The organism is Sessilibacter sp. MAH3, from assembly GCF_054658275.1.
The window spans coordinates 1-22,394 of sequence record NZ_BAAGIE010000008.1 but is presented as its reverse complement, the minus strand read 5'-3'; the positions used below and the strand labels follow the sequence as shown (position 1 = coordinate 22,394).

The 22,394-nt window shown below is 43.1% G+C and carries 20 protein-coding genes; 12 read left to right on the top strand and 8 right to left on the bottom strand.

The window, feature by feature from the left end; translation table 11 throughout:
- Window positions 1–18: 18 nt before the first annotated feature.
- The 5 genes from lpxC (at window position 19) to mutT (ending at window position 6,998) form a co-directional block, all read left to right on the top strand.
- Window positions 19–933, top strand: coding sequence for a UDP-3-O-acyl-N-acetylglucosamine deacetylase (gene lpxC, locus ACYQ2C_RS06580; RefSeq protein WP_460101102.1), 915 nt, complete (start codon window positions 19–21; stop codon window positions 931–933).
- A gap of 529 nt (window positions 934–1,462) precedes the next feature.
- Window positions 1,463–2,401: a M23 family metallopeptidase gene (locus ACYQ2C_RS06575; RefSeq protein WP_460048528.1), complete on the top strand. Its 939-nt coding sequence runs from the start codon at window positions 1,463–1,465 to the stop codon at window positions 2,399–2,401.
- A gap of 94 nt (window positions 2,402–2,495) precedes the next feature.
- Entirely contained in the window at window positions 2,496–5,231 is a 2,736-nt protein-coding gene (secA, locus tag ACYQ2C_RS06570; protein ID WP_460048527.1) for a preprotein translocase subunit SecA, read from the top strand.
- 115 nt (window positions 5,232–5,346) lie between these two features.
- Complete coding sequence (gene argJ, locus ACYQ2C_RS06565; protein ID WP_460101106.1) at window positions 5,347–6,579, top strand: bifunctional glutamate N-acetyltransferase/amino-acid acetyltransferase ArgJ; 1,233 nt, start codon at window positions 5,347–5,349, stop codon at window positions 6,577–6,579.
- Window positions 6,580–6,596: 17 nt separating this feature from the next.
- The gene (gene mutT, locus ACYQ2C_RS06560; protein ID WP_460101109.1) at window positions 6,597–6,998 is read left to right on the top strand and encodes an 8-oxo-dGTP diphosphatase MutT; all 402 of its coding nucleotides are present in this window, start codon (window positions 6,597–6,599) and stop codon (window positions 6,996–6,998) included.
- Window positions 6,999–7,216: 218 nt separating this feature from the next.
- Here the strand turns inward: mutT and yacG are convergent, their stop codons facing one another.
- The 5 genes from yacG to pilB all read right to left on the bottom strand — a co-directional run bounded on the left by yacG (window position 7,217) and on the right by pilB (window position 11,961).
- Entirely contained in the window at window positions 7,217–7,450 is a 234-nt protein-coding gene (yacG, locus tag ACYQ2C_RS06555) for a DNA gyrase inhibitor YacG (protein ID WP_460101112.1), read from the bottom strand.
- Window positions 7,451–7,513: 63 nt separating this feature from the next.
- Window positions 7,514–8,128, bottom strand: a complete 615-nt coding sequence (gene coaE / locus ACYQ2C_RS06550) for a dephospho-CoA kinase (protein WP_460101115.1) — start codon at window positions 8,126–8,128, stop codon at window positions 7,514–7,516.
- A gap of 8 nt (window positions 8,129–8,136) precedes the next feature.
- A complete protein-coding gene (locus ACYQ2C_RS06545; protein WP_460048520.1) occupies window positions 8,137–9,000 on the bottom strand; it encodes a prepilin peptidase in 864 nt (287 codons plus the stop codon).
- Between the two features lie 21 nt (window positions 9,001–9,021).
- Window positions 9,022–10,239, bottom strand: a complete 1,218-nt coding sequence (locus tag ACYQ2C_RS06540) for a type II secretion system F family protein (RefSeq protein ID WP_460101118.1) — start codon at window positions 10,237–10,239, stop codon at window positions 9,022–9,024.
- A 3-nt stretch (window positions 10,240–10,242) separates the two neighbouring features.
- Window positions 10,243–11,961 carry a type IV-A pilus assembly ATPase PilB gene (gene pilB, locus ACYQ2C_RS06535; protein WP_460101121.1) on the bottom strand — a complete coding sequence of 573 codons (1,719 nt, stop codon included), beginning with the start codon at window positions 11,959–11,961 and terminating at the stop codon, window positions 10,243–10,245.
- Window positions 11,962–12,419: 458 nt separating this feature from the next.
- On the opposite strand from pilB, the gene ACYQ2C_RS06530 reads away from it, so the two are divergent.
- Together ACYQ2C_RS06530 and ACYQ2C_RS06525 are read left to right on the top strand one after the other, a co-directional pair.
- Window positions 12,420–12,989: a pilin gene (locus ACYQ2C_RS06530; RefSeq protein ID WP_460101124.1), complete on the top strand. Its 570-nt coding sequence runs from the start codon at window positions 12,420–12,422 to the stop codon at window positions 12,987–12,989.
- A 101-nt stretch (window positions 12,990–13,090) separates the two neighbouring features.
- Complete coding sequence (locus tag ACYQ2C_RS06525) at window positions 13,091–13,855, top strand: hypothetical protein (protein ID WP_460101126.1); 765 nt, start codon at window positions 13,091–13,093, stop codon at window positions 13,853–13,855.
- Between the two features lie 71 nt (window positions 13,856–13,926).
- Here ACYQ2C_RS06525 and nadC read toward each other — a convergent pair whose 3' ends face one another.
- On the bottom strand, window positions 13,927–14,787 hold the full coding sequence (gene nadC, locus ACYQ2C_RS06520; protein WP_460101129.1) for a carboxylating nicotinate-nucleotide diphosphorylase: 861 nt from the start codon (window positions 14,785–14,787) through the stop codon (window positions 13,927–13,929).
- Window positions 14,788–14,803: 16 nt separating this feature from the next.
- Complete coding sequence (gene metG, locus ACYQ2C_RS06515; RefSeq protein WP_460101132.1) at window positions 14,804–16,837, bottom strand: methionine--tRNA ligase; 2,034 nt, start codon at window positions 16,835–16,837, stop codon at window positions 14,804–14,806.
- Between the two features lie 399 nt (window positions 16,838–17,236).
- On the opposite strand from metG, the gene apbC reads away from it, so the two are divergent.
- The 5 genes from apbC (at window position 17,237) to ACYQ2C_RS06490 (ending at window position 20,704) form a co-directional block, all read left to right on the top strand.
- Window positions 17,237–18,331: an iron-sulfur cluster carrier protein ApbC gene (gene apbC / locus ACYQ2C_RS06510; protein WP_460101135.1), complete on the top strand. Its 1,095-nt coding sequence runs from the start codon at window positions 17,237–17,239 to the stop codon at window positions 18,329–18,331.
- 180 nt (window positions 18,332–18,511) lie between these two features.
- The gene (gene dcd / locus ACYQ2C_RS06505; RefSeq protein ID WP_460101137.1) at window positions 18,512–19,081 is read left to right on the top strand and encodes a dCTP deaminase; all 570 of its coding nucleotides are present in this window, start codon (window positions 18,512–18,514) and stop codon (window positions 19,079–19,081) included.
- A 57-nt stretch (window positions 19,082–19,138) separates the two neighbouring features.
- Window positions 19,139–19,549, top strand: a complete 411-nt coding sequence (locus tag ACYQ2C_RS06500) for a hypothetical protein (protein WP_460101140.1) — start codon at window positions 19,139–19,141, stop codon at window positions 19,547–19,549.
- Between the two features lie 48 nt (window positions 19,550–19,597).
- Window positions 19,598–20,029 (top strand): alternative ribosome rescue aminoacyl-tRNA hydrolase ArfB, encoded by a 432-nt coding sequence (gene arfB / locus ACYQ2C_RS06495; protein ID WP_460048509.1) that lies wholly within the window; start codon window positions 19,598–19,600, stop codon window positions 20,027–20,029.
- Window positions 20,030–20,086: 57 nt separating this feature from the next.
- Complete coding sequence (locus ACYQ2C_RS06490; RefSeq protein WP_460101142.1) at window positions 20,087–20,704, top strand: 2OG-Fe(II) oxygenase; 618 nt, start codon at window positions 20,087–20,089, stop codon at window positions 20,702–20,704.
- Between the two features lie 114 nt (window positions 20,705–20,818).
- On the opposite strand, the gene ACYQ2C_RS06485 is transcribed toward ACYQ2C_RS06490, so the two are convergent.
- A complete protein-coding gene (locus tag ACYQ2C_RS06485; protein WP_460101145.1) occupies window positions 20,819–21,544 on the bottom strand; it encodes a diguanylate cyclase in 726 nt (241 codons plus the stop codon).
- Between the last annotated feature and the right edge of the window lie 850 nt (window positions 21,545–22,394).

Here is a 22,394-nt window from a genome sequence, read left to right as displayed (position 1 = left end):
TGGAGTTTCGTCTTCTCGATGATCAAACAGCGAACTTTAAAAAACGCAATTCGCGCAACAGGTGTTGGTTTACACACCGGTGAAAAAGTCTATTTAACACTTAAGCCTGCTCCTGTTGATACGGGTATTATTTTCCGTAGAACAGACATAGAGCCAAATGTTGATATATTGGCAAATGCAGAGAACGTAGGCGACACGACCCTCTCTACCACCCTGATGAAAGGTGATGTTCGTGTTTCTACAGTTGAGCATTTATTGTCTGCGATGGCAGGCTTAGGTGTAGACAACGCAATTGTGGAAGTAAGTTCGTCAGAAGTTCCTATTATGGACGGTAGCGCTGGCCCGTTTGTATTTTTAATCCAGTCGGCTGGTATACAAGAACAGCCTGCGGCGAAAAAATTCATTCGTATCAAGCGCAAAGTCTCGATATCTGAAGGCGACAAGGTTGCGGAGTTTTTTCCATTTGATGGCTTCAAGGTATCTTTTAGTATCGACTTCGATCATCCAGTCTTTAAAGATCGCGTTGCGCGAGCAGAGGTTGACTTCTCTAGTACCTCATTCGTTAAAGAAGTTAGCCGGGCTAGAACCTTTGGCTTTACTCGAGACTTTGAATACCTTCGCTCTAAAGGTTTGGCCAAAGGCGGTAGTGTAGATAACGCCATCGTTGTTGATCAGTACCGAATTCTTAACGAAGACGGTTTGCGTTACGAAGATGAATTCGTAAAACATAAAATATTAGACGCCATTGGTGACTTGTATTTGTTGGGTAACAGTTTAATTGGTGAATTCCGAGCTCATAAATCGGGTCATGCTTTAAACAATAAGTTACTGCGCGAATTGTTAAAGCAGGAAAACGCTTGGGAAGTTGTTACGTTCGAAGAAGAGCAAAGCGCTCCAATTTCGTACATTAAGCCTATCATGGCTGCTTCTTAACGGATTTTTTTGAAATTGGGGTAGGTTGATCATCACTACCCCATTTAATGGAACACGTTTAGCTATTCACTTCAGATAACTTCTCCACCAGAGTACGCTCTCTAGGATTTTCAGTTGCATACCTCAATGCTTTTCTCAGGTTCAGCCATATATTAGGCGTTGAGAATGATAACCTTGTCACAAATAAAAACATTGCTACACGATATCTCTTAAACTCTTGAGATTTCTTTAGAGATTTGAATCTGTATTGACCATAATTTCATGTCATAGATAAATTTTGCTGGAAATTTATTCACGTATTAGTTTTCACGAATTTCTATAATACCGATTTAATACCATCGGAGTAGTTGTCACTGACAACACCTTTTGGCATTATCTCAGGCCATAAATGTATGGCTGTTTCAGTATCAACCGTTATAAGTATCGTTAACACACAGAAATTTCTGAAGTTAACGTTAGTTTTATTGCATATACCTTCGGTTGAATAGGTAATTGGTTTCTTGATTAGGGTTTTTCAGCTTTGTAAGTTATGAAAATTATTGTTGTCGGAAAAAACAAAGCCACGAAAACCTATACAGTGAGTGGTTGGACTCGCGCGGTTTTATCGATTTGCTTGCTCGGTATGCCTTTAGGTGTTGGCGCCTATCTAGGCAACCTAGTCTCGTCTACTAACGGCTCCGACATTTTAGATCATGAAACTACCGCCGCTTGGAAAGCCTCCCTCGATCAACAAAAAGAATCCATTGAAGAAAGTAAGCGTGAAGCCAGTGAAAACATAGCGGCGCTTACTTTACGAATGGCTGAACTCCAAGCTCGACTGGTTCGCTTAGATGCTCTTGGTGAGCGACTGACTACGGTTGCGAGTCTTGATGCCGGTGAGTTTGATTTTAGTCAGCAACCCGCATTGGGTGGTCCCGAACTTCCGGGTGATGAAGGTAACAGCACATTTGTTCCCCCCAGTTTTGTCGATGTTATCGACGACCTAGCCAAACAAATTGAAGATCGAGAGCAACAGTTAGAAACATTGGAAGCTCTTATCGCAAATCGAAAAATTCAAAACGATGTCTTTATTGCTGGCCGACCTATTAAAAAAGGTTGGATGTCTTCCCGCTTTGGCAGACGAACAGATCCCTTCAATGGCGGCATTTCTTGGCACAGTGGTGTTGATTTCGCCGGTCAGTTAAATTCTGAGGTTGTGGCGGTCGCCTCTGGTGTTGTGACCTGGTCAAGCGAGCGTAGCGGCTATGGTCAATTGGTCGAAATTAATCACGGCTCGGGTTTTTCTACCCGATATGCACACAATAGCGAAAATCTCGTAAAAGTTGGCGACGTCGTCAAAAAAGGACAGACAGTTGCCTTAATGGGAAGCAGTGGTAGATCAACAGGTCCTCATGTGCATTTTGAAGTGTACAAAAATGGCCGCGCTGTTGACCCTTCTTCTTATATTCACCGAACTCATCGGAAGTAACCCTCCCTTTCGCTTGCTAACGTAAGCACCTTCCTGTTTACTGGCGCCCTTTGCTGGCCCATGTCGCCCTAATGGATTTTTTACGGAAACTGTAATGATAGGTAATGTCTTTAAAGCCGTATTTGGCACGAAAAACGATCGTGAAATTAAGCGCATGAGGCGCATAGTCACAAACATTAATGCGTTTGAAGACGAATATATAAAGCTCTCAGATGAGCAGATCAAAGAAAAAACGGCAGAATTTAAGCAGCGTTTTCAAAACGGTACTACTCTCGATAGCTTGCTTCCTGAAGCTTTCGCTTTAGTGCGAGAAGCGGGTAAGCGAACCCTAGAGATGCGTCACTTTGATGTTCAGATGATTGGTGGAATTACCTTGCACGAAGGGCGTATTGCAGAAATGCGTACCGGTGAAGGTAAAACCCTGATGGCTACTCTGCCGGTGTATTTGAATGCATTGTCTGGCAAAGGTGTTCACGTCGTTACCGTGAATGATTACCTTGCTCGCCGCGACGCGGAATGGATGACTCCTCTTTACAACGCGTTAGGTATGGAAGTCGGCACAATCTATTCAATGCAAGACCCAACCGAGAAAAAATTAGCCTACGCGGCTGATATTACCTACGGAACTAACAATGAGTTTGGTTTCGATTATTTGCGCGACAATATGGCATTGACGCTTTCCGATAAGGCTCAGCGTCCTCTTAACTTCGCAATTGTTGACGAAGTTGACTCTATTTTGATCGATGAAGCGCGAACACCACTAATCATCTCCGGCGCCGCTCAAGACAGTTCGGCAATGTATCGCGCTATTAATCTTTTGATTCCTCTGCTCACACGTCAAGAGGAAGAAATCACTGAAGAAATGGACGCACAAGCGCTCGCAAACATTGGTCATTACTTTGTTGATGAAAAAAGTCGCAGTGTTGAACTGACTGAAGTTGGTCATCAGGAAGTTGAAAACCTTTTGGTTAGCAATGGTTTGCTTCAAGAAGGCGATAGTCTTTATTCACCGACCAATCTTGGCCTGTTGCATCATGTACACGCTGCGTTACGTGCACATTCTATTTTCCAGAAAAACGTTCATTACATCGTTCAAAATGGTCAGGTGATGCTAATCGATGAGCACACAGGTCGAACCATGCCTGGGCGTCGCTTATCGGAAGGATTGCATCAAGCACTAGAAGCGAAAGAGGGTCTGCAAATTCAGGCAGAGAGCCAAACTCTTGCTTCGACAACCTTCCAAAATTATTTCCGTTTATACAACAAATTGTCGGGCATGACCGGTACGGCGGATACGGAAGCGGTTGAGTTTCACCAAATTTACGGCTTGGATGTGGTTGTAATTCCAACCAATAAACCTATTGCTCGTCAAGATTTGAACGACTTAGTCTTTTTATCGTTGGAAGAAAAGTACGACGCAATTGTTGAAGATATTAAAAGTTGTATCGAGAAGAAAGCACCTGTTTTAGTGGGTACAGCATCTATTGAAACCTCTGAAATTATGTCGGCTCGTTTGAAAAAGGCAGGCATTCAACATCAGGTTTTAAACGCGAAATTCCACGAAAAAGAAGCGGAGATTATCGCGCAGGCGGGTCGTCCGGGAGCCGTTACCATCGCTACTAACATGGCCGGCCGCGGTACCGATATTATGCTTGGTGGTAACTGGGAAGCAGAAGTTGCTCATTTAGAGAATCCAACCCAGGAGCAGATTGATGCGATTCGGGCAGATTGGAGAGAGCGTCACCAACAGGTTTTAGATTCTGGTGGCCTTCATATTATTGGTACAGAGCGTCACGAATCGCGTCGTATCGACAATCAGTTGCGTGGTCGCTCTGGTCGTCAAGGTGATCCCGGCGTAACCCGTTTTTATCTATCTCTTGAAGATAACCTAATGCGTATTTTTGCGTCCGATCGTGTACGCAGCATTATGAAAGCGATGGGGATGGAAAAAGGCGAAGCCATTGAAGCAAAAATGGTTAACAACGCCATTGAAAAAGCTCAGCGTAAAGTGGAAGGTCGAAACTTTGATATTCGTAAAGCCCTTCTGGAATACGATGATGTTGCTAACGATCAGCGTCAGGTTATTTATCGTCAACGTGATGAAATCCTGTCAGCAGACTCTATCTCTGACACTGTTAATGCGATTCGTGATGATGTAGTTGCCGATTTATTCCGTACGTCCGTGCCGCCGCAAAGCGTTGAAGAGCAGTGGGATATTCCCGAGTTGGAGCGCAATCTCGAAGTAGAGCTCGGCATTAAGTTACCTGTTCAGCAATGGCTTGACGAAGATAAGTCTTTGCATGAAGAGTCTTTGCTAGAGCGTATTCAAGCAACCGCAGAACAAGCCTGGAAAGAAAAAGCTGAGCTCTTTGGCGAGATTGTGGTGGATATTGAACGACGAGTTATGTTGCAAGTACTAGATACTCTTTGGAAAGAGCATTTGGCGAATATGGACCATCTTCGTCAAGGCATCAACTTAAGAGCCTACGCTCAACGTAATCCAAAACAAGAATACAAGCGTGAGTCTTTCGAGCTGTTCCAATCTTTGTTGGATAATGTGAAGCTTGAAGTCACTAAGATGCTTTTTAGAATTGAGCCTATCTCTCGTGAGCAAGTTGAGGAGATGGAGCGTCGCCAGCGAGAAATGCAAGAAAATATGGCGATGTCCATGGAGCATGCTGAAGCTAACGCTTTAGCCGAAGAATCCTCAGGTGATGATGCTTCAGGAATAGAGACGATGCGAAGAATGGAACCCAAAGTTGGCCGTAATGATCCTTGTCCTTGTGGTTCCGGCAAAAAATACAAACAATGTCATGGTCGATTAAGCTAAAATTACTAGCTATTGATCACAGCAAACTCAGTAGGGAAGCTTGATAGCTTCCCTATTTTTGTTTGTGACCATCGAAATTATTCAGCCGAAGTGTTAGATAAATAGGTAAGAAATTATGGCCGTTGATGGATTCGAATTTCCTGAAATGCATACCGTTGCAGGTTTTAAAATGGGTTGTGCTTTTGCCGATGTAAAGGGGCGCAAACCTGCTGTAATTGAAAAGGACGACTTAGTCTTAATGACTTTCCCAGAGGAGTCCACGGTAGCAGGCGTTTTTACCAAAAACGCATTTTGTGCTGCACCGGTGATTGTTTGTAAAGAAAATTTGAGCGAAAACATACGAGCTCTAGTCATTAATTCTGGTAATGCCAACGCCTGCACTGGCGATAGGGGCTTAACCGACGCACGAGCCATCGATCAAAAGGTGGCAGAGGTCCTATCGATACAAGAAAAACAAGTTTTACCGTTTTCTACTGGCGTGGTTGGTGAGCATTTACCGGTTGAGCGAATTACCTCGACTATTCAAGCCGCAGCCGACGACCTGAAGGAAGCCAATTGGACGCGTGCAGCACGAGGTATTATGACAACCGATACACGTCCAAAAGGTGCGAGTGTCACCATCGACGTAGGCGGTGAAACTATTACCATTACTGGCATCAGTAAAGGTTCTGGCATGATCAAGCCGAACATGGCAACCATGTTGGCTTATGTTGCGACCGATGCAAAAGTTGAAAAGCAATTACTTCAACAATTATTGGTAGATGCGGTTGATCAAAGTTTTAACCGCATTACGGTTGATGGTGATACTTCTACCAACGATTCGTGCATATTGGTTGCAACATCACAAAGTGATGCCCCCGAGATAAAAACAGAAAACTCCGAAGCTTACTCAGCATTTGTCGAGGCCTTAAACTCTGTGATGCTGATGTTGGCGCAGGCGATTGTTGCCGATGGTGAGGGCGCTACCAAGCTGGTTGCGGTAAAGGTAGAGCATGCTGAATCTAACAAAGAAGCTTTGCGTGTAGCTTACTCAATTGCACATTCACCTTTGGTAAAAACCGCATTATTTGCTAGTGATCCTAACTGGGGCCGTATTGTTGTGGCTATCGGTTACGCAGGTGTTCAGGGCTTGGACGTTTCTAAAATTGATGTGCATATTGGCTCTGTCTTGATTGTCGAAGCTGGCCAAAGAGCGCCAAGTTATTCCGAAGCACTGGGTCAAAGTGTATTTTCTCAAGATCGCATTGATATTACGGTTGATTTAAAGCGTGGTGACAGTAACGAAACGGTGTGGACTTCCGATTTAAGTTACGATTACGTAAAAATTAACGCTGAATATCGCTCATAACTATACCCTCTGTTTTTATGAAACGAGTAAACGTAGCCGTTGGTGTTATTACCAACGGTTCTCAAATCCTAGTTGCAAAGCGTGCAGACCATCAGCATCAGGGTGGTTTGTGGGAATTTCCAGGCGGAAAAATCGAAGAGGGTGAATCTACGGAGTCGGCGTTGATCCGCGAGCTTTCTGAAGAACTTGGTATTGTTCCAACACAATGCCAGCCTTTAATACAGATAAATCATGATTACAGCGACAAATGTGTACATCTTGATGTGTATTGGGTTTTGGCGTTTAGCGGCATACCTGAAGGCAAAGAAGGTCAGCCGCTTCGTTGGGTAGCCGTCGAAGAATTATCTTCGTTGCAATTTCCAAAAGCTAACGAGCCTATTTTAAGTGAGATTAACAAGCGTCACTTTAAGCGAGCTTAAAACAAGCGTCATGCCCTATTGCTTAAATACCTGTTACTTAACACTCGTTACTTAAATAAGAGGAACCTCTGATTAACCTAGAGTTTCTCGTGACACAAGGATGTGTCGCCAATTTCAAGAACTGTAAGTGATTGAAATTGTGAAGAAATTGGAAATCGCATTTTCAATTTCTGTCCTCTGATTAAATCATGGATAAGTTAATCAGAGGTTCCAAGAACTTAATGAACATTTTTACGGTTCGTGAAATCTGCTATCAAATCGTCAGACAGGAGGTCATCATAAACAGAGCTGCCAGGAATCCGCTGATTTTCTGATGCCCATTCTCCCAGATCAATTAACTTGCACCGCTCACTGCAAAAGGGTCGATGTGGGAATTTATCACTCCACTCAATTTCTTTTTTACAGGTTGAGCAGGGTAATTTGATAGGTTTATTGGAATTCTGTTTGGTCATGATGATTCTTTAAAAAAACGTAGATTCGTTGATAGTGTGGACAGCATTAACACCGATAAAAATTTATTCGCTCAGTTTAAGATAGCGTTGATGCAAGTCATCCACTTGATGGTACAGATAATCTAATCCTTGCTCATTTATAATAACATCGTCGGCAATGCTCAGTCGTTGTGCTCTGCTTGCTTGGTTCGCCAATATAGATCTTGCTAAAGCTAAGCTTATATTATCGCGAGATTGAGTTCTTTCAAGTTGAACCTCTTCGGGTACATCAATAACCAAAACTCGATCAACGATATTGTGTTGTTGCGTTTCAAATAATAATGGCGATGTGTAGATCACATACTGGCTGTTAGCGCGATCAATCTGAGCCTGAGTTTCCGTTTTAATTAAGGGATGTAAAAGTGACTCTAGCCAAACTTTTTCGTCAGGGTACTCGAAAATGATGGCCCTAAGTCTGGCTCTATTTAACGTTCCGTCGAATAAAATAATGTCGTCGCCAAAGTGTTGTTGTATTTGGGATAGTGCCGGAGAATTCGGTTCAACCACTTGTCTTGCGACAATATCGGCGTCAACACATACAATTCCTAATTGCTCAAACCTAGAGCAGGCTGCGGATTTACCGCTGCCAATTCCACCAGTTACACCAACGACAAATTTTCTGGATTTTTGCTCAGCCACGGCAATATCTACAAGTAACTCAGATACAGTTGGGTGAGTTCATCGCCCCAGAAAAAAGCGACCCAGCCTGCGCCAGCTAAATAAGGTCCAAATGGAATAGGCTCACTTTTATTTTTGCCGCTAAGTTGAAGGATCAGCGTGCCAATAATTGCACCCAGTCCGGCAGATATAATAATAATCAGTGTTAGTTGTTGCCATCCACACCAAGCACCTAAAGCCGCCAGTAATTTAAAATCACCGTAGCCCATACCTTCTTTACCGCGTAGGATTTTAAAAATCCAGAAAACACTCCATAAAGATAAGTATCCGGCGGCGGCGCCAATAACTGCACTGTGAAGATCGGTGAATAGATTTTGAGTATTGGCTAAAAGGCCAAGCCAAAGCAGTGGCAGGGTAATATTGTCGGGTAATAATTTGTGGTCAGCATCAATAAGCGTTAAGCAAATCAAGCTCCAGGTGAATATAAGCCCTAATAAAAGCTCAATTCCAAAGCCCAGCTGCCAGGCGACTAATCCAGATAAAACACCGGTTGCAGTTTCGACCAGAGGGTAGCGAACAGAGATCGGTGTTTTACAGCTAGAGCATTTTCCTCTTAAAAACACATAACTGATTACAGGTATGTTTTCCCAGGGTTTGATAGCGTGACCGCAGTTGGGACAGGTGGAGTGAGGAACAGCTAGGTTGAAAGGCGTTTGAGTGGCAGTGTCAGACTCCGGTTGGACGTCCAAGAAGTCGCAGCAATCGCGTTTCCATTGTCTTTCAAGCATTATCGGCAGGCGATAAATAACGACGTTTAAAAAACTGCCAACCGTTAGCCCTAAAATAACAACCGCCGGTAGTAACACCAGCGGTTGAGAAAATAATACTTCCATGAATTTTGTTCGTTGTTAATTTTAGATAGCATTACCAATTTGGAAGATTGGCATGTACATCGCAATCATAAGTCCACCGACCAGAATACCCAACACAGCCATAATCAGTGGTTCGAGTAGAGTTGTTAGGTTATCGACTTGGTTATCAACAGATTCTTCGTAAAAAGATGCAACCTTATCAAGCATATCATCAAGAGCACCCGACTCTTCACCAATAGCCGTCATCTGTAACAACATGGATGGAAATTTATTGGTAGCTCGCATGGATGTGTTGAGCTGAATACCGGTTGCAACTTCGTCCCTAACGCGCAACGTGGTCTCTTCATAAATCATATTACCGGTCGCGCCAGCTACAGAAGTTAATGCATCGATTAATGGAACACCCGCCGAAAATGTTGTAGACAGGGTTCGAGCAAAACGCGCAATAATGGACTCGAAAACAATATTACCGACGATAGGAAGCTTGATGGTGTATTGATGAACAACGCGTCGAACAGCGCTAGATTTTTGGACGGCTTGGTTGAACGCAAATACCCCGATAGCGGTACCAATTAAGATAATAAGCCACCATTTTTGAACGCTTTCCGACAGATTTAACACGAACAACGTAAATGCGGGTAGGTCTGCGCCAAAGCTTGCGAAGGTTTCCGCGAATTGAGGTACTACCTTGACCAGCAAAATACCCGTAACAACTAAGGCTACAACGACAACCGCAATAGGGTAGGTCAACGCCTTTTTAATTTTGGCTTTCATGGCCTCTGTTTTTTCTTTATAGGTCGCAATCCTGTCCAACATGGTTTCTAAGGCGCCGGATTGTTCGCCTGAATCAACGAGGTTGCAAAATAATTCATCAAAATATTTGGGATGCTTTGATAACGCTGCAGCAAAGCCATTACCGGAAGCCACATCTTCTTTAATTTCTAGCACCAAAGATTTCAGCGTCGGATTTTCAAGACCGTCTGCAACAATATCGAAGCTCTGTACCAAAGGCACACCCGCTTTCATCATGGTTGCCATTTGGCGCGTGAAAATAGCAATGTCTTGCGGTTTGACGGATTTTTTACCGCCCCCAAATAATGGCTTAGCCTTTTTCTTAACTTGGCCCGGTGTAATCCCTTTTTTTCGTAACTGAGCCTTTACCAACGCAGAGCTGCTACCTTTCACCTCTCCTTGGATTTTATTGCCTTTTCGGTCGACGCCTTTATAGACGAAAACGGAATCATTGGTTGCCGTTGCCATACGTTAATCCTTCGTCACTCGGTTTGCTTCTTCGAGACTGGTTAAGCCTATAGCGGCTTTGCGAAGAGCAGAGATTCTTAAGTTATTGAAGCCTTCTTTTCTTGCTTGGTCGGCAATCTGAATGGAGTTGCCGCCCTCCATTATAATTCTTGAAATCGAATCTGTGATGCGAACAACTTCATATACGCCAACACGGCCTTTATAACCATTATTGCACTGAGCGCATCCTACAGGGTGATACAGTTCTATCTCCGACCTCTCCATGCCGATATCGTCAAAACCTTCTTCCGACAGTATTTCGTCGGGAATGTCATCCGCAGGTCTTTTACAGTGGGTGCAGAGTCGTCTTGCCAAACGTTGTGCAATGATGACACTCACTGAGGTTGCAACGTTAAACGCAGGTACGCCCATATTTAATAAACGCGTTAGGGTTTCTGGGGCGCTGTTGGTGTGCAAGGTAGATAATACCAAGTGTCCGGTTTGTGCAGCTTTAATCGCAATTTCAGCGGTTTCTAGATCTCGAATTTCCCCCACCATCACAATATCGGGGTCTTGTCGTAGGAACGATCTCAGTGCCTCCGCGAAGGTTAATCCCACGCGAGCATTCATGTTAACTTGGTTAATGCCTTCTAGGTTAATTTCTACAGGATCTTCTGCGGTAGAAATATTACGCTCTTCGGTATTAAGAATGTTTAAACCCGTATACAACGATACCGTTTTCCCCGAACCCGTAGGGCCAGTTACTAAGATCATACCCTGAGGCTGAGCAAGAGCATCGAGATAAATTTTCTTTTGGAATTCTTCGTAACCAAGCGCGTCGATACCCAATTTAGCACTGCTCGGGTCGAGAATACGCAATACGATTTTTTCACCAAAAAGCGTGGGCAAGGAGTTCACACGAAAATCGATGGCACGAGTTTTCGAAATCTTCATTTTAATCCGGCCATCTTGTGGAACTCGCCGTTCACTGATGTCCATTTGTGACATGACTTTTAAACGGGCTGAAATTCGCGTAGCAAGATTGACTGGCGGACGAGCCACTTCGATCAAAATACCGTCGCGTCGGTATCTTACGCGAAAGGTTTTTTCGTAGGGCTCAAAGTGAATATCGGACGCTCCACCTTTAATGGCATCAAGTAGAACTTTATTCACAAATCGAACAATTGGAGCCTCGTCTACCTCTGAGGTGTCTTCTTCACCGTTTCCATCTTCAACGGCTTGAACGTCAAGATTTTCTAACGACTCATCTTCCAATCCTGAGATGCTACTAATATTTTCATCTTCTTGGAGGTAAGCCTCAATGGCTTTTTGCAGTTTGTCGCCTTCAATAAGTACAGCTTCAGTGCTTAGGCCGGTATTAAACTTAATTTCATCGATGGCGCTTAAATTAGTTGGGTCCGACAGGCCGATAAAAAGCCGATTACCGCGCTTAAATAGCGGTAGTGTATGGTGCTTTTGAACCAACTTATTGTCGATTAATCCCCGAGGTATGGCGTCGGGGCGAATTGCATCAATATCAAAGATTGGTGTGCCAAACTCATCAGAAGAAATTTGCGCAACGGCTTTTGCCGAGGCGAGCTGGGCATTAGCAATATACCAAGCGAGAGGGATTTTCTCTGCTTTCGCATTTTTAACGGCATTGCGAGCATCTTCTTCTGAGAGAATGCCATCACTGACTAGACGTTTGGCCAATCCACTCAATTGCTGAATCTGTTGGTTCATCCACTGTCCACTTGTACGTTGGAATTTTTTTTAAGTTTAGATTATTTACCAGTTACACACGATAGTTAATGTGCATTATTAAGAATACTCGTAAATTTTCCGTGTTTTAATGCCGATACTATCGCCAAAGAGATTCAAAGACAGTTGCCAATGAATTTATATTTATAAGGTCACATTCTTACCGATCCTCACTTGGCTAGCCTAAAAAGGTATTCTTGCGTATAAATTTGAGGATTCCAGTCATATATTGACAAAAAAAGTCACTTGGGTGATGTAAAGATCTTACTTGTATGACGCGCAAAGTATTAATGGCTTGCCGTAATGTGAATTTACAACCACAAATAATCCTGTTTTAGTACAGATCTCGATGTTGGCCTAGGGGTTGCTTTAAGCCAAGCAACTGCGAAAAGGACTTCTCGCCTTTCCGGTCCCACATAACTTCCTCGGAGAATTTCGAAATGAAACAAGTGCAAAAAGGTTTTACCTTGATTGAATTGATGATCGTTGTTGCGATCATCGGTATTTTGGCAGCGGTTGCATTGCCTGCTTACCAAGACTACACCACACGTTCACGTGTAACTGAAGGTTTGGCGTTGGCTGCTGAAGCTAAAGTTATTGTGATGGATAATGCTGCGAATACAATTCCACCAGCAAGGGGTGGTCTTGGTTCTGGTTATCCTCAGGGTAGCTTAGGTTCTCTTACCCCATGTAACATGGGCGCGAACTGTACTCAAGAAGTTGGTGATGAAGGCGCTACTGCTGGATCTTCTCCGAACGTAAATTCAATTGACATTACCACCGCAAACGGTTTAATCACTATCACATATAGCAACCGAGTTTCAGGTGGCACAGACAACTTTACTCTTGTTCTTCAGCCTAGCGCTGGTGGTGCTGTTCTTCAAGCTGGCTCTCGTCCGAATGGAGCAATTATTTGGACTTGTTATGCTGCAAGCAAAGCTGGGATTTTAGCTGGTGCTGCAACTGGCACTTTACCCCAAAATGTCGCTCCAGGTGAGTGCCGCGCTTAATTTATACGCTGACATAAATTATAGCTTCAAAAAAAGCTCCTCAAGAGGGGCTTTTTTTATAAATTCCATTTCGTTAACACCGCAAATTTGTATAGTTTTATATGAACTTGGTTAGTAAATCTTTATTAATTTCTAAATTAAAAGCCTCTGGATTTCATTTATTAGTAACGTTAATTGTTGCACTATGTTCCGGTATTTTGGTTTTTCAGGTTTGGTTTCCCGGTCGCTTGTCCGAAATGTTAGGTGGTATCGATCTGTATATCTTGGTGCTAAGTGTTGAGGTCACACTTGGGCCGTTAATGTCATTGGTTATTTTTAATCCGAGTAAACCGCGTTCGGAATTAATTCGCGACTACGCAATTGTTGGCGTTATCCAACTTTCGGCATTGATTTACGGGCTGTCTGTGGTTTCTCAGTCGCGCCCGGTATTTTTAGTGTTTGTAAAAGATCGCATTGAGGTGGTTAGCAGTCTTGAAATGGACGGTGCTGATTTGTTGGCAGCGAACGACAAGCGGTTTTCTAAAAAAAGTTGGTTTGGGCCTGTCGAAATTTGTTCTCAATTCCCATCAGACCCACAAGAACGATCAGATTTATTATTTTCAGCGGTAGATGGAAAAGATATTCAGATGTTTCCCAAATATTATCGGGAATGCACGGATGGTGAACTTATAGCAAGGTCTTTTAGTAAAGATCTTCTCTTGTCTGAAACTGTAAGAGCCAATAATCCCGATTTTGATTTTACTCAGTTACCCAAAGAGGATTTTGTTTGGTTACCGGTAAAACATCGTTTTGGTGCTTGGGTAAGAGTGTATCCCAACAAGTCTGATGAAAGTTTTCTCTATTTTCCTATAGAGCCGTGGCAATAAAGTGTTCATAAATAGCGAATAAAAAGGAAGCATTAAGCTTCCTTTTTATTTTAATGGCTTAAAAACTAGACCTACCAAACAATGCGCATTGATAAATCAATGGCGCGGCAGTCTTTGGTGAGTGTACCAATAGAAACAAAATCTACGCCGGTTTCGGCAATATGGCGCAGAGTTTTTTCATTAACGCCGCCAGAGGCTTCTAGTTTGGCAAGGCCCGAGTATTCGTTTTTATTGAGCTCTACAGCGTGACGTAAATCGGTCAGTGTAAAGTTATCGAGCATAACGATATCGGCCTGTGCGATCAGTGCCTCTTTTAGCTCTTCCAGATTTTCTACTTCTACTTCTACAGGTTTTTCTGGCTCGTTTTGCTTGGCTTTTGAAACCGCCTGAGTAATACCTCCGCAAGCGGCAATGTGATTTTCTTTAATTAAGAACGCATCGAACAAACCTATACGATGATTAAAACAGCCGCCGGTTGCTACCGCGTATTTTTGGGCTGTTCTAAGGCCGGGAATGGTTTTGCGAGTATCTAAGATTTTAATGTGCGTACCGGCAACCAGTTCACGATAATAACGAGCTTTAGTTGCTACACCCGAAAGTAACTGTAAAAAATTAAGAGCGCTTCTTTCGCCGGTAAGTAAACTGCGCGCAGAACCAGACAATTCAAAAAGAACACTGTCTTCTTCGAAGTAATCACCGTCATCGCCGCGCCAACTTATTACAACGCTTGGGTCTAATTGTTGGAAGACTTCTTCTACCCAAGCTTTACCGCAGAGTACACAATTTTCGCGAGTAATTACCGTTGCTGTGGCTTGGGTATCGCTATCGATTAAAGCCGCAGTGATATCCCCGCTTTTGATATCTTCTTCCAAAGCTTCTTTAACAGAGCGTTTAATATCGTCTTTTAATGTTTCTGAAACGGACGTAATCATTGCTAATAACCTGATATTACATAACTCGTTGGCCGGGTTTGGCACCGGAATGTGGTTCGAGTAAATAGATTTCTTTACCACCGGGACCTGCCGCTAAAACCATGCCTTCCGATACACCGAATTTCATTTGGCGAGGTGCTAGGTTGGCGACCATTACGGTGAGCTTGCCCTCTAGTTCTTCAGGAGCGTAAGCGCTTTTAATACCTGAAAATACGTTGCGAGTCTCGTTGCCTAAATCTAACGTCAATTGAAGCAGCTTGTTGGCGCCTTTAACGTGTTCGGCTTTTTTAATTAGGGCAATACGTAAATCGACTTTGGCGAAATCATCAAAATTAATGGTTTCAGCAATAGGTTCTTGCTCATCGACAGTCGTTGTTGGTTCTGAATTTTTTTGCTCAACAGGAGTGGGTAATAACTTAGCGTTAGTTTCCATCACGGCGTCAATTTGCGTTTTTTCAACGCGTTTGAGCAATGCTTTAAAACCGTTAATTTGAGTTCCTCCCACAAAGGCCAGTGGTTGGCTCCAATTAAGTGTTTCATTTAAGAAGGTTTCTGCACGTTCCGCCAAGCTCGGAACCACTGGTTTTAAAAAGGTCATTAAGGCTCGGAACATATTGATGCCCAGAGAACAGATGGCGACAACTTCTTGTTCTTTGCCTTCCTCTTTTGCTAACGACCAAGGTGCCTTCGCGGCCAAATATTCGTTGGCGGCATCGGCTAAAGCCATAATTTCGCGGGTTGCTTTTGCGTATTCACGATTTTCAAAAGCAGACGCGATACTGTCTTGACCGTTTAAGAATTGCTGCCAAAGCTCAGGGTTTTCGGGTGATTGTGAAAGTGTACCGCCGGATTTTTCAATAAATTTAGCGGTGCGACTGGCGAGATTTACTAATTTGCCAACCAAATCGGAATTTACTTTTTGAATAAAATCTTCAAAATTTAAATCGATATCATCAACACTGTTAGATAATTTACTGGCAAAGTAGTAACGCAAATAATCGGCGTCTAAATGCTCAAGATAACTTTCGGCATTAATAAAGGTTCCGCGAGATTTAGACATCTTCTCGCCATTGACCATTAAAAAGCCGTGTACGTTAACACCGGTTGGGGTTCTAAATTGCGCAGACGACAACATGGCAGGCCAAAACAACGCGTGGAAATTCACAATGTCTTTGCCAATAAAGTGATACAACTCTGCCGAACTTTTTACGTTCCAAAAGTCGTCAAATTCTAAACCGTCGGTGCGATCACAGAGGTTTTTGAAACTCGCCATGTAACCGATGGGCGCATCGAGCCAAACGTAGAAATATTTGCCGGGTTCACCGGGAATCTCAAAGCCAAAATAAGGCGCATCACGAGAGATGTCCCATTCTTTTAAGCCGGAATCTAACCACTCGGCCAGCTTGTTGGCGACTTCGTCTTGTAAATGTCCTGCGCGTGTCCATTCTTTTAAGAAGGATTCGAATTCGGGTAACTTAAAGAAAAAGTGTTCCGAATCTTTTTGAATAGGAGTCGCGCCGCTGATTGCCGATTTTGGATTGATCAAATCACTTGGGCTATAGGTTGCGCCGCATTTTTCACAGTTGTCGCCGTATTGGTCGTCGCTCTTACATTTAGGGCAGGTGCCTTTGATGTATCGATCGGCCAAAAATAAATTTTTCTCGGGATCAAATGCTTGGGTTACATTGCGACTGGCAATATGTCCGTTGGCTTTTAGGCGCTCGTAGATGAGTCCAGAGTAAACTTTGTTTTCTTCAGAATGGGTGCTGTGAAAATTATCAAAACCAATATTAAAGCCTTGGTAACACTTTTCGTGATCGGCTTTGATGTTTGCGATTTGTTCTTCCGCTGTGATGCCGAGCTGCTCGGCTTTTAGCATAATGGCAGTGCCATGGGCGTCATCTGCGCAAACGTAGTAAGCTTCGTTACCGCGAAGCTTTTGGAATCGGACCCAAATATCGGTTTGTATTGCTTCCACAATGTGGCCTAAATGCAATGGGCCATTGGCGTAGGGAAGTGCACTGGTGACAAGAATTCTTCGATTAGACATGGTTGCTCTGTTCTAATTACGGATGCGTTTATTACTACCGGGCGAGAAAAATAATAGTTGTATGCATTGGCACACAATCGTTACAGCCCCTAAATGTTACAACCTTTGAATAAAGATTAGCTAAATCAACGTTAGCTGGCTTATAACATTAAGCTTATTTACCGCGCGGTTATCTGTGATTCATTGGGCGCGTAATATACCACACTTGTCGGCTGATTTTCGCCAATGTCTGGGCATTAGGTTCGGTATGGCAGGTCTTGTAGATTTCAAACTCAAGCGTAATTTCAATGCCATTGACGCATTGGTCTTGGCATAGAATTCGATGAACAGATGAATAGACGGAAGGTTTTTTCACAGTAAGCGTAATGTTTACTCAATTTGGATAATGACAGATTGTTTATGAGTAATTTACCAATAGATTTAGAGTCAATTGCACAACGAGTTGGCGCTCTTATCGAGCCAGTTACCGGTAAGTCGTTACTGGAGATTGGAGCAATCAGTGATCTTAAATTTGCCAAGGGTAATGTGGATATCACTTTGACATTTGGATTCGTTTGCGAGGGTTTACAGCAGGCACTATCGCAGCAGATTTGGCAATCTTGTCAAACCATTGATGGTGTTGAGTCCGTTAATGTGAATATCGACTGCGTTATTCCTGACGGACGCTACGTTGCTGAATTACCGCTTTTACACGGTGTAAAACACGTTATCGCGGTGAGTTCTGGTAAGGGTGGTGTCGGTAAATCCACCACCAGTGTCAACTTGGCACTAGCGTTACAGGCCGAAGGTGCCAAGGTCGGTATTTTAGATGCCGACATCTATGGCCCAAGCCAACCGCAATTGTTAGGTGTTGGCGGACAACGACCAGAGGCGCAAAACCAGACTATTATGCCCATTGTCGCTCATGGCATTACTTGCATGTCGATGGGTTTTCTCGTGACCGAAAACACGCCCATGGTTTGGCGTGGACCAATGGCCAGTGGTGCGTTTCAACAGATTATCGGCCAAACCCAATGGGGTGAGCTTGATTATTTAATCGTCGATATGCCGCCCGGTACCGGCGACATTCAATTAACGCTGTCGCAAAAAATTCCACTCAGTGGCGCGGTTATTGTGACCACCCCGCAAGATTTGGCATTACTCGATGCGAAAAAAGGCATCGAAATGTTCCGGAAGGTTCATGTTGACATACTGGGCGTAATTGAGAATATGTCCACCCATGTCTGTTCCAACTGCGGTCACGAAGAACCGATTTTTGGTGAAGGCGGCGGCGCGTTGATCAGCCAGCAGTACTCAACTCAGCTGTTGGGCAGTTTGCCGTTAAGCCTGTCTATTCGCAAAGATGCCGACAGTGGTAGGCCTTCGTTAATTGCAGATGCAGAATCTGACATTAGTTTGCGTTATCGAGAAATTGCTCGAAAAGTCTCCGCTCAGATCTGGCTTAATGGCAAGGCAAAAGCTTCTGCTCCAATAATTGAGATCGATAACGATTGATGTGAGCCACAGCAGCGTCTTGATCGTCTGTGCGTTGGTAAAACCTTAAATTTAATCAGGTTAAGTCGCGCCTCACGGTGTTTTTTTCTGTGAGGTAAGTCGTTATCATGACGGGTTCTGCGGTGCAAAACTGCTACTCAATGCCGCAACCCAATACCCGAATAAAATAATGAGAGAATTATGAGTATCAAGTCAGACAAGTGGATGTGCCGCATGGCTCAAGAGCATGGCATGATTGAGCCATTCGAGCCCGGTCAGGTGCGCACCAGCTCCGATGGCCGAAGGTTAATTTCCTACGGCACGTCCAGTTATGGCTACGATGTACGCTGTGCAAATGAGTTTAAAATTTTCACCAACGTTCATTCAACCATTGTTGATCCTAAGAACTTTGATGAAAACAGTTTTGTTGATATTGTCAGCGACGTTTGCATTATTCCGCCCAACTCTTTCGCGCTTGCGCGTACGGTTGAATACTTCCGCATTCCGCGCAATGTCTTGACTGTCTGTCTTGGCAAGTCGACCTACGCTCGCTGCGGTATTATCGTCAATGTGACACCGTTAGAACCCGAGTGGGAAGGGCACGTTACCCTAGAGTTTTCAAACACAACGCCATTACCGGCAAAAATATATGCCAACGAAGGTGTTGCTCAGATGCTGTTTTTTGAATCTGACGAAGTGTGCGCGACCTCGTACCGTGATCGTGGTGGTAAGTACCAAGGTCAGGTCGGTGTAACATTACCTAAAACCTAATATTGAATCGCTAATGTAAAAGGCATTGGCGAAATTAACTTCAGAAGTTTCACCACTATGCAGTATCGATGCGCCAACTGTGCGAGCATTTTCTCGGACAAACAAGCCAAATGCGAAGATTGGACAGACCCAACGAAAAACTTTATCTGTCCACATTGCGAAGTTGCACTGATGCGCACAGAAGCACGCAGTGTGGGTATTGGCGAGCGAATTAAGCGTGTGAAACCCGCTCACTGGATTGCTCTGGTGGGCTTTTTCTTAATGCTCGTGCTTATTGATCGTCGTGCGGGTTTACCGATACTGTTCCCTTACGTAGCCACGTTTTTAGCGGCTCTGGCACTGGTGATTCACCAGTGGTTCAAGTCATCACCCTACGAGCACACCGAAACCGTTGATATTTCATTGGAAAGATCAACAGACAGTAATGTTTATCAATTTAGGCCAAATGCCGAGCGCGACCATCATTAATGGGTTTGTTGCCACGGTTATTTTTGAACACTTTTAGGGGTAATTTTTTTGGAAGACTTTTCAGAGAAAATTGTTATCTCTAACGCTGTGTCTATTCCGTTGCACGAGGTGTCGTTTCAAGCGATTCGTGCGCAAGGTGCTGGTGGCCAAAATGTGAATAAAGTCTCCAGCGCTATACATTTGCGCTTTGATATTTCCCAGTCGTCGTTGCCCGATTTTTATAAAGATCGATTGTTGGCATTAAACGATCAGAGAATTACCAAAGAAGGTGTTGTTGTTCTTAAGTCTCAAGAACATCGCACACAGGAGCGAAATCGTTACGAGGCGTGTTTACGGTTGCAATCGTTAATTCGCCAAGCCACAAAAGTTGTTGCCAAAAGACTATCAACGCGACCCACTCTTGCGTCGAAAAAAAGACGCTTAGAATCGAAAAATCAACGCTCGAAAGTTAAAAATATGCGCTCAAAAATTGATTGGTAAAATCGACAGCGGATATTTTTAAACCCTTTCTAAAACAGATTAATTGTTCCATTTATTATGAATATCTCAGCTCAACAAACCATTATTAATACGTTGGCAGATCAAGGTTGGGGTGTGTTCGATAATGTTATTGATGACGGTATTCTCGAACAATTAATGCTGTCTTTCGATGAGCTTAACGAATCCGAATTTAAACAGGCTGGCATTGGCCGCAATCAATTGTCTATGGTTGATCATTCCATTCGTTCGGATGAAATTCGTTGGTTGTCCCACGAAGATAAAGACATTGTTCCGTTTTTTAATTGGATGGAACAGCTACGTATCGCCATTAATGAAGCGTTTTATTTAGGATTATTTGATTACGAATGCCATTTTGCCTGTTATAAAACCGGACGATTTTATCAAAAACATTTAGATGCATTTGTGGGTAAATCGAACCGTCGTTTATCCACAATTTTATATTTAAATGAAGATTGGCAGTCTGGGCATGGCGGTGAATTATTAATTTATCCCAGTATTAATAGTGAAAAACCTAACGACCATGTTATGGCAACCGTTGAACCTAAATTGGGTCGATTGGTGGTTTTTTTCAGCGAAGAATTTCCTCACGAAGTTTTACCCAGTCAAACATTACGCAAAAGTATTACGGGTTGGTTTCGGGTACGAGAGGTATAACAGAGAACTCTGATTAAATCACGGATGTATTGATTGAAGATTCTTAAACTTAGTTTTTAAACGCTAATGTTTAAGTGGCGTGTCAACCGAGCGACTGCTTGAGTCTTTAAACCGTTATTTCCTGCGTTTATTTTCAGAAGAGTTCTGTTGAAACAAAGCATTGAGCAGATCTTTCTCGTCGGCGGAAACTTGGCTGTGCTCTTTTGTTTTTATATCGGTGATGCAAACTTGGTTACGTCCTTGATTTTTGGCGCGATACAATTGTTGATCAGCTTCTGCGATTAATTCATCTTGAGTTAATCCACAATCTGCCGTGTAGCAAGAGACGCCAAAGCTGGCCGTAATTACCAATGAACCATCGTTTACTGGCAGTGGCGTTTGTTCAAGAGCAATTCGAATGCGCTCGGCGATTTGTTCGCTGATTTTTAACGTCGTTGCCGGCAGTAGTAACGCAAACTCTTCACCACCGTATCGACAGGGAAGATCCATTGGGCGAATAGCCGTTCTAATGATGTCAGCGAAGTGTTTAAGCGCTCGGTTACCAACTTCATGACCCCAGTTATCGTTGACGCTTTTAAAGTGATCTAGATCGATAAATACCAAACAAAAGTCTGCGCTGGTTCTGCCGGTGCGTTCAATTTCTCTATGCAGTGCTTCGCGAAAATAACGGTGGTTATAAAGGCCGGTAAGTGCGTCGGTTCTAACCAGAGCTTTGAGCTGTGACAACTCAAGCTGTAAGCCGTGAACCTGGTTTTTTAGGTGAGTATTTTCCTTCTCTAAACGATAAAGCTCGGTTAGAAGATTTTCAGAGTCTAGCTGTTGTTTGGAAAAATCACCCATGAGAACACTGCAACTATTAGTCTTGATATGCATTATAGTTCGAAATTTGGAACATAAAGGCACGGGTGTGCATCGTCATTGATTAAGATTGAACCACAAAATTTCCGATTATCCTAATCCGAAAAAGTCAAAGTAGGAAAATTACCACAAATTTATGTAATTACTAGCATAGTCACTCATAGGTTAATAGCCACATTTGAGTAAACAATCACGTTTGAGTTTGTGTAGATAGGTGCTGGTTTAAATAGACACTGGTGAATTTGGGGTTTTTTCGCGTTTTGTGAAATAAAAATCCGCGTTGATCTGTAACGCTTAACCAACTTTGTATAGCTAAATCTAATTAACCCGAAGTTGTCCGCGGAGCAGGGATGTGTTGCCAATTTCAAGAAAGCTAAGTACTTCAAATAGTGAATAAATTGGAATTCACATTTTCAATTTTTGTCCTCTGATTATATCGTAGGCGATGTAATCAGAGGTTTCTGGATAAACTTTTGATTTTTTGTTGATGGAAAAGATCGATGTGTAAAATCGATAATTCAAAAAACTAAGATTGCTAGGTATGAATTAATTTTACGATACTCAAAGTGTTTTTATATTTCGCTTTTTTTATATAAATAAGCACTCAATTAACTTTAAACTCGACCTAATGTTTTTTATGGGATAAAGCCCACTCAGAGTAAGATCAATAAACATAGAATTCATCAATCATAGCAAAAGCAATTTCGTGTACAAATTGGTGATCAACATATCTTTAATTAAATCTACGTTTTCTTTAGGAAACTCTGATTAACCTAGAGTTTCTCGCGACACAAGGATGTGTCGCCAATTTCAAGAACTGTAAGTGATTGAA